This is a genomic window from Agrobacterium sp. P15N1-A (genome assembly GCF_044626815.1).
Taxonomy (GTDB): domain Bacteria; phylum Pseudomonadota; class Alphaproteobacteria; order Rhizobiales; family Rhizobiaceae; genus Agrobacterium; species Agrobacterium leguminum.
Genome location: NZ_JBIUPF010000002.1, coordinates 653,394 through 666,697, shown reverse-complemented (window position 1 = coordinate 666,697; position 13,304 = coordinate 653,394). Strand labels below are relative to the sequence as shown.

Genomic DNA, 13,304 nt, shown 5'->3' with positions numbered 1-13,304 from the left:
GCCCATGCCCTACAAGATTTCCCGCGCCGCCTATGCCGGCATGTTCGGCCCGACCGTTGGCGACAAGGTGCGTCTTGCCGATACCGAACTCTTCATCGAGATCGAGAAGGACCACACGATCTATGGCGAGGAAGTGAAATTCGGCGGCGGCAAGGTCATTCGCGACGGCATGGGCCAGAGCCAGGCGACGCGGGCCGAAGGCGCGGTCGATACCGTCATCACCAATGTGGTGATCGTCGACCATAGCGGCATCTACAAGGCGGATGTGGGCCTGAAGAACGGGCGCATTCACGCCATCGGCAAGGCTGGTAATCCCGACACGCAGCCGGGCGTGACGATCATCGTCGGCCCATCGACGGAGGCGATTGCCGGCGAAGGCAGGATACTGACGGCCGGCGGCATGGATGCGCATATCCATTACATCTGCCCGCAGCAGATCGAGGAAGCGCTGATGAGCGGTGTGACCTGCATGCTGGGCGGCGGCTCCGGCCCGGCGCATGGCACGCTTGCCACCACATGCACCGGCGCATGGCACATCGAGCGGATGATCGAAAGCTTCGATGCCTTCCCGATGAATCTGGCGCTGGCGGGCAAGGGCAATGCCTCGCTGCCGGCACCGCTGGAGGAGATGATCCTTGCCGGCGCGTCGTCGCTGAAGCTGCATGAGGACTGGGGCACGACGCCGGCCGCCATCGACAATTGCCTGACGGTGGCCGATCAATACGATGTGCAGGTGATGATCCACACCGACACGCTGAACGAAAGCGGTTTCGTGGAAGATACGGTCGCCGCCATCAAGGGCCGCACCATCCATGCCTTCCATACCGAAGGGGCGGGCGGCGGGCATGCGCCCGATATCATCAAGGTCTGCGGCAATCCCAACGTCATTCCGTCTTCCACCAACCCGACGCGGCCCTACACCGTCAACACGCTCGCCGAACATCTGGACATGCTGATGGTGTGCCACCACCTGTCGCCGTCCATCCCTGAAGATATTGCCTTCGCCGAAAGCCGTATCCGCAAGGAAACCATCGCGGCGGAGGATATTCTCCATGATATCGGCGCGTTTTCGATCATCTCTTCCGACAGCCAGGCCATGGGCCGTGTCGGCGAAGTGGCGATCCGCACCTGGCAGACGGCCGACAAGATGAAGCGCCAGCGCGGCCGCCTGAAGGAAGAGACGGGCGAAAACGACAATTTCCGTGTCCGCCGCTATATCGCCAAGTATACGATCAACCCGGCCATCGCCCAGGGTGTCAGCCACGAGATCGGCTCCATCGAAGTCGGCAAGCGCGCCGATCTGGTGTTGTGGAACCCGGCATTTTTTGGCGTGAAGCCGGAGATGGTGCTGCTCGGCGGCTCGATTGCCGCCGCCCCGATGGGCGATCCGAACGCCTCCATTCCCACGCCGCAGCCGATGCATTACCGGCCGATGTTCGCCGCCTATGGCAAGCTGCGCACCAATTCCTCGGTCACTTTTGTGTCGCAGGCGTCGCTGGATGCGGGCCTTGCCCAGCGCCTCGGCGTCGCCAAGAAGCTGCTGCCGGTGAAGAATGTCCGCGGCGGCATCTCCAAGGCGTCGATGATCCACAATTCGCTCACCCCGCATATCGAGGTCGATCCGGAAACCTACGAAGTGCGGGCGGATGGCGAGCTTTTGACCTGCGAGCCGGCAACGGTGCTGCCGATGGCGCAGCGTTATTTCCTGTTCTGACGGCATTTCGTGTTGCGACTTCTCACAAGGCGGATCGGCGGCGGCATGCTGCTGATCCTCCTGTTCCTTCTGCTCGGTACTGTCGTGCCGCGCCCGTTTTTCGCCGGGGATGTGAGCGATGGCGCGGCGGGCCGCGAAATCCTGCTGTTATCCAACCCGATCCACACCGATATCGCCCTGCCGGTTGACGACGATCTGCGGCGGGACTTTTCCGAATTGCAGGAAGGCGGCATTGCCGTCAACCATCCGGCGGCGGCCTATCTGGTGTTCGGTTGGGGCGGCCGGTCGTTTTATACCGAGACACCCACCTGGGCCGATCTGAAACCCATGCCGGTCCTGCGCTCGCTGACGCTCGACCGGTCGGTGATGCATGTGGATGTGACGGGGGATTTTCCCGCCGATCTTGCCGGGGTAAAGCGCCTTCGCATTTCCGAAGCGGGTTATCGACGCCTCGTGGCGGCCATTCGCGCAAGCTTCCTGCGGGACGATGACGGGGGCGGGCCCGGGGGCAAGGTGCGGCTGATACCCGGCGTTTCTTATGGTCTGACGGATGCGTTTTTCGAGGCGAATGGCCGGTTCAACGCCCTTGTCGGCTGCAACACATGGTCGGCCGCGATGCTTCGGGAAGCCGGCATTCGCACCGGCTGGTGGACACCATTGCCGCCATTGCTGCGCTGGTCGGTGGCGCTGCATAATTGATCCTCGCAAGCCGCGGTTTTCCTCCGGCAAAGCCTATTTTTATGCTGCACCGCAGCGCGTCTTGCGCTATGGAAACGGCAAAAGAATTCCGCGCGGATCGATCCCAAGCGATCCTCGCAAAACGCCAGAACAGGAGACAAGACATGCTCGGCAAAAAAGTGCCCGCCGTAACCTTCCGCACGCGCGTTCGCGATGAGGCCGTCGGTGGCCCCAATCCGTTCCGTTGGCAGGACATGACCTCCGACGATTATTTCAAGGGCAAGAAGGTCGTTCTGTTTTCGCTGCCCGGCGCCTTCACGCCGACCTGCTCGACCTACCAGCTTCCCGATTTCGAAAAGCTGGCGGGCGAGTTCCGCGCGCTCGGCGTCGATGACATCTATTGCCTGTCGGTCAATGACGCCTTTGTCATGAATGCCTGGGCAAAGGGCCAGAACCTCGAAAACGTCAAGGTCATTCCGGATGGTTCGGGTGAGTTCACCCGCAAGATGGGCATGCTGGTCGCCAAGGACAATCTCGGTTTCGGCATGCGCTCCTGGCGTTACGCCGCCGTCGTCAACGATGGCGTCGTCGAGCAGTGGTTCGAGGAAGAGGGCTATTCGGACAATTGCGAATCCGACCCCTATGGCGTTTCCGCGCCGCAGAACATTCTGGAAAACCTGAAGGCACGCGCTGCGGCCTGATTTCGGTTTTACGATTTTGTGAAAGCCCGGCCGCAATGCCGGGCTTTTTTGTTTTCTGGGACGTGATTGTTTTTCGCGGTGCCGCTTCATCCGCGCACCGTCACCCCGGACCAGATCCGGGGTCCAGCGCGATCAAGTCCTTGATCGCGAAAGACTCCTCTCACGGCGCGGACGCGCCGTGGCTGGATGCCGGATCATCCTCGGGCCTGTTCCGGGGACCGGCATGACGGAGGAGTAGTTGCCGGACGCCTCAAGTCTTTCTACCGGCAATGCCGGCCTTTTTCACGCCTTGCATTGTATCCACCTTGAAATCACCCCGCCTATCCGGCAAAAATCAGACCCCCAAGACTGTTTCTGAAACGGATCATCCCATGCTGCGCGTCACCTCCTATCATCCGGCCGGAACCCCTGCCGACGAAGCTTCCGGTTATGTCACCCTGGCGCATGACCAGCGGCATCTGCGCCGCAAGCTGCTGCATCTGCAAAATGACGAGATGGTGATGCTGGATCTGAAGGAAGCCGTGCTGTTTGCCCATGGCGATCTTCTGGTGGTGGAGAACGGTGATCTGATCGAGGTCCGTGCGGCGGATGAAAAGCTGTTCGAAATCAAGGCGAAGGATCGTCTTCACCTGATCGAGCTTGCCTGGCATCTGGGCAACCGGCATCTTTCCGCGCAGATCGAGGAAGAGCGTATTCTCATCCTGCGCGACCATGTCATTCGCGCCATGCTGGAAGGTCTGGGCGCCACCGTGCGTGAGGTGGAAGAGCCATTCCAGCCGGCGCGCGGCGCTTACCACGCCCATGGCGGCCATTCCCATGGTCATGACCACGGGCATCACCATCACGATCACGGCTGAGCCGTGAGTGAAGATCGCGGCGTCGCCGCGTTGCTGCGGTTGATGGCCTGGATGTCGCCGGCCTTTCCCGTCGGTGGTTTTTCTTATTCCGGCGGGCTTGAAAAGGCGGTGGAGGATCGGCGTGTCGGCGATGCGGCGGCCCTGCGCGACTGGCTCGAAACGCTGCTGCGCCACGGCAGCCTTTGGAACGATGCGGTGTTTCTGGCGCATGCCTGGCGCAGCGCCGGGGATGCGGCCGTGTTGAGCGAAACGGCCGATCTGGCGCGGGCGCTGGCCGGTTCGGCGGAGCGATACCGCGAGACGGTGCTTCTGGGCGATGCCTTCGTTGCCGCCGCCGGCGCCTGGCCGCATGCGGTTCTGGACCTGCTGCCGAAAGACGTTCCCTATCCCGTCGCCGTCGGGGCGGTCGCCGCCGGTCATGCGGTGCCGCTCAGGGAAACGATTGCCGCCTTTTTGCATGCCGGCGCCTCGCAGATCGTTTCAGCGGGCATCCGCCTCGGGGTCGCGGGACAGAGGGATGGCGTTGCCATTCTGGCCGCAAGCGAGGCGATCATCGCGGAGATGGCGGCGTGGGCGATGCAATCCACGCTCGACGATCTCGGCAGCGCGACGATCATCGCCGATACGGCAGCCATGCGCCATGAAACGCAGGGCACCCGGCTTTTCCGGTCATGAAAGGGCGGCACGATCCTTGCATATCTTGAAGCGCCCCGTTGAGGGACTATGGTGAACAAGACCGAAGCATATCGAAGGGAACAGAGTGATGAAATCGGGTAATGGGCCGCTGCGCGTCGGCATTGGCGGGCCGGTCGGTTCTGGCAAGACGGCGCTGACGGAGAAGCTCTGCAAGGCGATGAGCGCGGATTATTCGGTCGCGGTCGTCACCAACGATATCTACACCAAGGAAGACGCCGAGGCGCTGGTGCGCATGCAGGCACTGCCGTCCGAGCGTATCGTCGGGGTCGAGACGGGCGGTTGCCCGCATACGGCCATTCGTGAGGATGCGACGATCAATCTGCAGGCGATTGCCGGGCTCAATGCGCGGTTTCCTGATCTCGATGTGATCTTCATCGAATCCGGCGGCGATAATCTCGCCGCGACCTTTTCGCCTGATCTTGCCGATATCACCATCTATGTCATCTCCGTCTGTCAGGGTGAGGAAATTCCGCGCAAGGGCGGGCCGGGCATCACCCGCTCGGACCTGCTGGTCATCAACAAGAAGGACCTTGCGCCCTATGTCGGTGCTGACCTCGCCGTCATGGACAGCGATGCGACCCGCATGCGCAACGCCATGCCCTTCGTCTTCACCGATATGAAACGCGGCGACGGCGTGGATCGCATCGTCGGTTTCCTGAAAGAGCAGGGCGGTCTCTGAAATATGGCTATTTCCCGCCGTTTCGGCGCTTACGAGATTTCCCGTTTTGTCGACGGTGTCTACAAGGCGCCGGTCGGCCATCTCATCCACCGTCAGGGCGCCGAAGCGCTGGCTGCGGCCCTTGCCGGCCATCGGGGCGAAACGGTGGACATGGACGTCAACTGCTTCGCGCTGTCCGGCCCTGACGGCATCTGGCTGATCGATGCCGGTTGCGGCACGGCCTGGGGTGCAGCCTATGGCCATGCCCGCGCGGCGATGATCGCCGCCGGGATTCAGCCGGCCGATGTGACGCGTGTCATCCTCACCCATATTCATGGCGACCATGCGCTTGGCCTCATCGATGGCGAGCGGCCTTATTTCCCCAATGCCGACATATGGGTGCCCGAGGCCGATCTCGGCTTTTTCAGCAGCGCGGAGGCGCGCAAGAGCCTGCCGCCCGCCCGGCAGGGCGGTTTCGACCTTGCCGCGCGGCTGCTCGACATTTGTGGCCCGATGCTGCGGCCGATCCCCATGGGCGCGGTCGCCGAGGGTATCGAGGCAGTCGCCATGCCCGGCCATACGCCGGGGCACACCGGTTATCTGATCGGCAACGGCGACGAGCGGCTGTTATTATGGGGCGACGTGCTGCATGTCAGCGAGTTGCAGGTGAGGGATCCCGGCGTCGGTTTCGTCTACGATATCGATTCCGCGCTTGCTTACGAAACACGCCTCAAGGCGCTGGCCGAGGCCGCCGATCATGGCTGGCTGGTTTCCGGCGGTCATCTGGGCGGATTTTTCCGTGTCGAGCGGCAGGGCGACAGCTTCCGTTTCGTGCCGCAACCGGACTGATTTTCCGATTTCGGACATGCAGAAGGGCGGAATGCCCGATGGCATCCCGCCCTTTATCCTCTCCCGGTATTTTCAGATCTGCTTCAGCGCGGCGACGTCATTGACCTGCACGATGCGTCCGCGCACGGTGACGCCAGCCTTTTTCAGTGCCGAAAAGGCGCGCGACAGCGCTTCCGGCGCGAGGCCGAGCTTGCCGGCTAGCAGGCTTTTCTGGAACGGCAGCCGCAGCGAAAAGGATGTCGCGTCGCGCGGGCCCTGATTGATGAGGTAATGGGCGACACGCTGCGGCGCGGTCTGCAGCCGGTCGTTGGCGATGCAATCCATGGTGGCCAGCAGGCTGTTGGAAAGGCAGCGCATGACGGCCTTGGCGATGGCCGGCTCCTGATCGATCAGACTGCGGATTCTCGCAAGTTCGAACCGCGCCACGGTGCAGCTTTCCGCCGCCTGCGCGCTATAGCGATAGGTATCGCTGCCGAAAATCAGGCATTCGTTGAAGGTATCGCCGGGGCCGCTGACGCGCACATCCGCTTCGCGCCCATGCCGGTCCAGCCGGTAAAGCCTGATATAACCCGACAGCACGCAGTAGAAATGCTGCGCCGCTTCGCCTTCCTTGAAGAGCACATGGCGGGCGTTCACATTGGTGATGGTCGCCGCCTCCATCAGCTTCAATGCCGCCGCATCATCCGCTATCCCGATCAAGGGTGCACGCAGCAGAATGTTCCTGTCCCTGTTGCTCAGCTTCACGGTCTTGTTCACGTCCATCCGGCTCCCGCTCATACCTTTTGCCGGGCTGTCCGAAGCGATACGAAACCGGGGATGTTCGTGTTCCCGCACGCCTATCTGAAAAGAGCTCATCGCATTATCCTTCGACCGGCAATTCCCGATGCGAGGGAGATTAGCAGTTCACCTGGAAAGCGAATTGATTTCGATCAAACAGGCATAAGCCGCTTTTACGGCGGAGGGATGCGGCTGTTTGGAAGTGTTGCCCAAGCATCTATGGAATCATTCACTTGGGCTCGATGGAATTCTCGGGTCACGCCCCACTGCTGTCCGGTTTAAACCTTGGTCGAGGCCTGAAGCGGGTTGGGGAAGGTAAGTATCCCCTCGACGTCATCCTCGGGCTTGTCCCGAGGATCTAATCACGTCGAATAAAATCAATCGGTTGCAGATCCTCGGGACAAGCCCGAGGATGACGGAAGAGATAGCGCCATAAAGAGAAACGCCGGGCACGAGGCCCGGCGCTACAACTTTCACTCCGCAGCAAGCGGCGGCAGCCGCAATATGTTGCTGCCCTTGTCTGCGGCCTTGTCGCCGGTGCCCTTTTCCATGCTGGCGACGCGCGCCTCCAGCGAGGAGAGCGCCAGGCTGTTTTCGCGGGCGATCTCCGAGAGTTTCTCGTTGGAGAGGGCCTCTTCCTCCTCTTCCTTCTTGCCGACGAAACGGCCGAAGAGGTGGGCGAGCAGGCGCGACAGGTCGTCCATGATGAGGAAGAAGGCCGGCACCACGATGAGCGACAGCACCGTCGAGACGATGATACCGCCGATCACCGCAATCGCCATCGGCGCGCGGAAGGAACCGCCTTCGCCGACGCCGAGTGCGGAGGGCAACATGCCCGCCGACATGGCGATGGAGGTCATGATGATCGGGCGGGCGCGCTTGCGGCCGGCCTCGACCATGGCATGCACCCGTTCCATGCCGTGGCGGCGCATTTCGATGGCGAAATCCACCAGCAGGATGGCGTTCTTCGTCACGATGCCCATCAGCATCAGGATGCCGATGAGAACGGGCATGGACAGCGCGTTCTGCGTGATGATGAGCGCGACCGCCACGCCGCCGATGGCAAGCGGCAGCGAGAACAGGATGGTGAAGGGCTGGATGACATCCTTGAACAGCAGGATGAGCACCACCAGCACCAGCATCAGGCCGAGCAGCATGGCGTTGACGAAGCCCTGCTGCATTTCGCCCTGCACCTTGGCGTCGCCGCTTTCGGCAAGGCGCACGCTCGCCGGCAGGTCGGTTTCCGACACGATGCGCTTGAACTCGGCCGTCGATGTATCGAGCGCCGTGCCGAAGGGAACGTCGGAGCCGATGGAGACGACGCGGTTGCGGTCGTTGCGCTTGATCGAGCTTGGACCCTCCGAATAGTCGATATCGGCAACGCTATAGAGCGGCACCAGCGAACCGGAGGCGGTCTTGATTTTCAGCGCGCGGATGGTGGCGAGATCGCGGCGGGTATCGAGCGACGCCTGCACACGGATCGGAATCTGCCGGTCATCCAGCGAAATCTTCGTCAGCTGCGCATCGATATCGCCGATGGTGGCGACACGCACGGTCTGCGAAATCTGCTGCGGCGTGATGCCGAGGCGGGCGATCTCATCCTTGCGCGGGCGGATCTGCAGTTCGGGGCGGGGCAATGCACCTTCCGAGCTGACATTGGCGAGGATGGGCGAGGCGCGCAGGCGGCTTTCGAGAATACCGACGGCGTCGTTCAAATCCTTCTCATTGGTGGAAAGGAAGTTGAAGGAGAGCTCGCGTTCCGCACGGTCGTTCAGCTTGATGATGCGGACATCCGGGATGCCGCGCACCTGCGCGAAAATATCCCGCTCCACATCCCATTGCGGACGTGTGCGACCCTTTTCCTCCACCTTCGGCAGATATTGGCCGATGAGCGGAATGGAGCCCAGCCCCTTGTTGACCACCAGCTTGAGCAGCGAATGGTCGATGTGCTGCAGGATGACGTTGACGGTGGCGCGGCGGAGCTCCAGATCGCCCTTGGGCGAAGCGCCGCCGAGGATGAAGACGCTTTCCACGCCGTTGATGTCACGCAGGGCATGATAAATCTGCGTCGTCGTGCGGTCGGTTTCGTCGAGCGTCGCATTGGGCGGTAGTTCCACCGAAAGCGTCACGCGCGAGGCGTCGTCCGGCGGCAGGAAGCTGCCCGGAACGCCGGCAAGCAGAATGACGGAAGCGACGAGGAAGCCGATGGCGCCGAGCAGCGTCAGATAACGCGCCCACCATTTGCGGGTGGTGGCGGTCACCATGCGCGTATAGGCCTTCATCAACCGGCTGTCATTGTCGTGGTGATCGTCCATCGCATCTTCGGCGCGCATCAGATAGGCCGCCATCAACGGTGTGATGAGACGGGCCACGGCCAGCGAGAAGAACACCGAGAAAGCGACGGTGAGGCCGAACTGGATGAAGTACTGGCCGGGAATGCCGGGCATGAACGACACCGGCACGAAGACCGCGATGATGGTGAAGCTGGTGGCGATGACGGCAAGACCGATTTCATCCGCCGCTTCGAGTGCCGCCCGATAGGGCGTCTTGCCCATCTTGATATGGCGGGCGATGTTCTCGATTTCCACGATGGCGTCGTCCACGAGAATACCCGTGGCGAGCGTGAGCGCCAGGAAGCTGACGAGGTTGAGCGAGAAGCCCATGATGTCCATGATCCAGAAGGTCGGGATCGCGGAAAGCGGCAGCGCCACGGCGGCAATCAGGGTTGCGCGCCAGTTGCGCAGGAAGAGCAGGACGACGATGACGGCGAGGATCGCGCCTTCGATCAGCGTGTCGAGCGCGGCCTTGTAGTTGCCATAGGTGAAATAGACGGCGTCATCGACCATTTCGATCGACACGTCCGGATGATTCTTGCGCACCTCATCGAGGCTTGCCGCCACGGTTTCGGCGACCGAGACTTCGCTCGCGCCCTTGGAGCGGAACACCGCGAAGGTGACGGCGGGATTGCCGTTGAAGCGCGAGAAGGACTTCTGTTCCTGGTAGGTGTCGGTGACCGTGCCGAGCTCGGAGAGCTTGACGAAACGGCCGTTGGAAAGCGCAATCGTGGTGTTGGCGAGCTGGCTCACATCGCGCGTGTCGCCGAGCGTGCGGATGGTCTGCTCGTTGCCGCCCACCTGGCCGCGGCCGGAGCCGAGATCGATATTGGTGCCGCGCAGCTGGCTGTTCACCTCGGTTGCGGTGATGCCATAGGCGTCGAGCTTTTCGGGGCTCAGAGACACGCGCACTTCGCGGTCGGCGCCGCCGTAGCGGTCGACCTTGCCGATGCCGGACTGGCCCTGGAGCGAACGCTTGATCGTGTCATCCACGAACCAGGACAGTTCTTCCAGTGTCATGTTGGGCGAAGAGACGGCAAACGTCTGGATCGCCTGTCCCTCGACGTCGATCTTGCTGACGACGGGCACTTCGATATCGGCGGGCAGATCGCTGCGGATCTTGTCGATGGCGTCCTTGGTGTCCTGAACGGCCTCTTCCGTCGGCTTTTCTATGCGGAAGACAACCGTTGTCGTCGACTGGCCGTCGACCACGGTGGACTGGATTTCGTCGACGCCGCTGATGGCGGCGACGGCGTCCTCGATCTCCTTCGTCACCTGCATTTCCAGCTCGGAGGGCGAAGCGCCGCTCTGGGTGACCGTGACGGCCACGACGGGAACGTCGATGTTCGGAAAACGGGTGATGGGCAGGGTGTTGAACGCCTGCATGCCGAGGATCATCAAAAGCGCGAAGCCGAGCAGCGGCGCAATCGGGTTACGGATTGACCATGCGGAAAAGTTCATCTCATTCCCTCAGTCAGTTGGACGCAGCCGTCTGGGCTTCCACCGGTCTTATCCGGTCACCATCACGCACGAATGCTCCAGCTTTCTCGACAACCTTGTCTCCAGCGGCAAGACCGCTGACAATCTCGATAAAACCGCCGTCTTCGATGCCGGTCTCGATCTTCACCTGCTTGACGACATCGCCTTCCACCTTGCGGGTGGTCGAGCCTTCACGCCCGGAGGTGACGGCCGACAGCGGCAAAGCGAGCGCATTCGTCTCCTCGACGATGATCGCCGCGCTGGCATACATGCCGGAACGCGCCGGGCTGTCGGTCGGCAGAACCACATGCACGGAGCCGAGGCGCGTCGTCGGGTCGACGGTGGGTGAAACGAGGCGCACCTTGCCTTCTATTTTCTCAGCTCCGCCGGCAACCGTCAAATAGGCTTTCTGGCCTGCCTTGACCTTCTGGATATCCGTCTCGGAGAGATCGGCGACGAGTTCTATCGCGCCGTCCTTGATGACGGTGAACAGCGGATTGCCCGCACCGCTGGCGATTGCGCCGACCTTGGCGTTCTTGGCGGAGACGATGCCGGCGACCGGGGTTTTCACGCCGGTGCGCGTCAGCTTCAGATCGATGTCGTCAATCTGTGCGTCAACGACCTTGATGTCGGCTTCGCCGGCGGAAACCGCCTGTTTGGCCGCATCGAGGCGGGCCTGCGCCACCTGAGCGGCCGCTTCGGTCTTTTCCGTCTCGGAGACGGAGCCGGAGCCGCTCTGGCCGAGCTTGGCGGCGCGGTCGCGCTGGCGAAGGGCGTCATTGAGATTGGCCTGCGCTTCCAGCACCTGCGCCTTCGACTGGGTGACGGAGGCCTCGGCCTTGGCCTTGTTGGCCTCAAGCTGGCTTTTTTGCAGCACGAGGCTGTCGGAAGACAGCACGGCCAGAACCGCATTCGCTTCCACCCGGTCGCCGATATCGGCGTTCAGCGTGTCGATGGACAGGCCGTCGACCAGCGGCTGGACGTAAATTTCGTCCACGGGACGGATCGTGCCGGTGGCGATGATGCGGTCCACGAGATCGCGTTTTGCCGCATGGGCGACGATGATGGAAGGCAGGTTCTGCTGTTTGACCGGCGCCTGCGCCTCTCCCTCGGCTGCTGCGGAGAGGGGAAGCGCCGTTGCGGAAAGAAGAAGGAATACAAAGCGGTTAAACGTGACTTTATGCTGCATGTGTCTTGGCTCGCGCAATATCCGATCGCATGTCCTGCAGCCCCAAGGCTCGTTTTAAAAGGTCATGCGATAGCGGATGTGAAACAAGGGATCACAATACTTCCTTTTCGATCCTCCCGATTCAAACGCCCCTCAACGCGAATCTTAAGCACCTTTGCCCAGTGCTTATTTTACAAGATCAAATTTGGCAGTCTTGTGGGCGGGACTGTAATTCTTGTTGTCGTACAAATCAATCCGCATAGCCGCGATGGTTGATATACATTTTTGTATAGGTCGGGATATTGTAATTCGTCAAATGGGTTACCACTGCAAAAAAACGCGCGGACGGTGCCGCGCGTTCCCTGCATCCGGGTTAAATTCGACTATTTCAGCGCCGCATCGGTGATTTCGGTGGTGTAGGCGCCTGTCGGTTCCTTGGTGATGACCGGGTCGGAACCGCCGCCCAGCAGCGTCTTGACGGTACGGTCATAGTCTGCCTTGTCGAGCGCGCCCTTCGAGCCGGCGGTGAGTTTTGCCACTTCGCCCATCATGCGCTTCTGGTGTTTTTCGGTCTGGGCGCCGGAGGCGTCGTTTTCGAGAACGATATCGGCGGCGTCGTCAGGGTTTTCTTCCGCCCATTTCCAGCCCTTCATGGAAGCGCGGACGAATTTGACCATGTCTTCCTTGAACTTGGCGTCTTTCAGCTTGTCTTCCAGAACGTAAAGCCCGTCTTCCAGCGTCGCCACGCCTTCCGCCTCGTATTTGAAGGTGACGAGTTCCTCCGGCTTGATGCCGGCATCGATGACCTGCCAATATTCATTATAGGTCATGGTGGAAATGCAGGCGGCCTGCTTTTGCAGCAGCGGATCGACATTGAAGCCCTGTTTCAGAACGGTCACGCCGTCCGCCCCGCCGGTGGTCGGGATTTTCAGGTGCGCCATCCACGACAGGAACGGATATTCATTGCCGAAGAACCAGACGCCCAGCGTCTTGCCCTTGAAATCTTCCGGCTTGGTGATGCCGGTTTCTTTCAGGCAGGTCAGCATCATGCCTGACGATTTGAACGGCTGGGCGATATTGACCAGCGGCACGCCCTTTTCGCGGGTGGCGAGTGCGGATGGCATCCAGTCGACGATGACATCCGCACCGCCGCCGGCCAGAACCTGGGCGGGCGCAATGTCCGGGCCGCCGGGCTTGATGTCGACATCGAGGCCTTCGGCTTCATAAAAGCCCTTGTCCTTGGCGACGTAATATCCGGCGAACTGCGCCTGGGTGACCCATTTCAGCTGCAGGGTGATCTTGTCGGCGGCCTGCGCTCCGAATGCGGTCAGGAGTGACGCGCCGGCAAGAAGCATGGATGCAAGTTTCATTTTCATCGCTGTTCCCTTTTTCGT

General features: G+C 61.5%; 11 protein-coding genes. 7 read left to right on the top strand and 4 right to left on the bottom strand.

Going from position 1 to position 13,304, the window contains the following annotated elements:
* Positions 1–4 precede the first annotated feature (4 nt).
* The 7 genes from ureC (at position 5) to ACIK7D_RS11165 (ending at position 6,153) form a co-directional block, all read left to right on the top strand.
* The gene (gene ureC, locus ACIK7D_RS11195) at positions 5–1,714 is read left to right on the top strand and encodes an urease subunit alpha (RefSeq protein ID WP_080815966.1); all 1,710 of its coding nucleotides are present in this window, start codon (positions 5–7) and stop codon (positions 1,712–1,714) included.
* Between the two features lie 9 nt (positions 1,715–1,723).
* Positions 1,724–2,413 (top strand): TIGR02117 family protein, encoded by a 690-nt coding sequence (locus ACIK7D_RS11190; protein WP_400156306.1) that lies wholly within the window; start codon positions 1,724–1,726, stop codon positions 2,411–2,413.
* Between the two features lie 143 nt (positions 2,414–2,556).
* On the top strand, positions 2,557–3,093 hold the full coding sequence (locus tag ACIK7D_RS11185) for a peroxiredoxin (protein WP_003520599.1): 537 nt from the start codon (positions 2,557–2,559) through the stop codon (positions 3,091–3,093).
* Positions 3,094–3,464: 371 nt separating this feature from the next.
* Entirely contained in the window at positions 3,465–3,950 is a 486-nt protein-coding gene (gene ureE / locus ACIK7D_RS11180) for an urease accessory protein UreE (protein ID WP_003520598.1), read from the top strand.
* A 3-nt stretch (positions 3,951–3,953) separates the two neighbouring features.
* Positions 3,954–4,625 carry an urease accessory protein UreF gene (locus tag ACIK7D_RS11175; RefSeq protein WP_400156305.1) on the top strand — a complete coding sequence of 224 codons (672 nt, stop codon included), beginning with the start codon at positions 3,954–3,956 and terminating at the stop codon, positions 4,623–4,625.
* Between the two features lie 88 nt (positions 4,626–4,713).
* On the top strand, positions 4,714–5,325 hold the full coding sequence (gene ureG / locus ACIK7D_RS11170; protein ID WP_400156304.1) for an urease accessory protein UreG: 612 nt from the start codon (positions 4,714–4,716) through the stop codon (positions 5,323–5,325).
* Positions 5,326–5,328: 3 nt separating this feature from the next.
* Complete coding sequence (locus ACIK7D_RS11165; RefSeq protein WP_400156303.1) at positions 5,329–6,153, top strand: MBL fold metallo-hydrolase; 825 nt, start codon at positions 5,329–5,331, stop codon at positions 6,151–6,153.
* 72 nt (positions 6,154–6,225) lie between these two features.
* Here ACIK7D_RS11165 and ACIK7D_RS11160 read toward each other — a convergent pair whose 3' ends face one another.
* The 4 genes from ACIK7D_RS11160 to ACIK7D_RS11145 all read right to left on the bottom strand — a co-directional run bounded on the left by ACIK7D_RS11160 (position 6,226) and on the right by ACIK7D_RS11145 (position 13,286).
* Positions 6,226–6,915, bottom strand: coding sequence for a Crp/Fnr family transcriptional regulator (locus ACIK7D_RS11160; protein WP_003520592.1), 690 nt, complete (start codon positions 6,913–6,915; stop codon positions 6,226–6,228).
* Positions 6,916–7,403: 488 nt separating this feature from the next.
* Complete coding sequence (locus ACIK7D_RS11155) at positions 7,404–10,724, bottom strand: efflux RND transporter permease subunit (protein ID WP_080815973.1); 3,321 nt, start codon at positions 10,722–10,724, stop codon at positions 7,404–7,406.
* A gap of 13 nt (positions 10,725–10,737) precedes the next feature.
* Complete coding sequence (locus tag ACIK7D_RS11150) at positions 10,738–11,931, bottom strand: efflux RND transporter periplasmic adaptor subunit (RefSeq protein WP_003520590.1); 1,194 nt, start codon at positions 11,929–11,931, stop codon at positions 10,738–10,740.
* Positions 11,932–12,293: 362 nt separating this feature from the next.
* Positions 12,294–13,286 carry an ABC transporter substrate-binding protein gene (locus tag ACIK7D_RS11145; protein WP_020813653.1) on the bottom strand — a complete coding sequence of 331 codons (993 nt, stop codon included), beginning with the start codon at positions 13,284–13,286 and terminating at the stop codon, positions 12,294–12,296.
* Between the last annotated feature and the right edge of the window lie 18 nt (positions 13,287–13,304).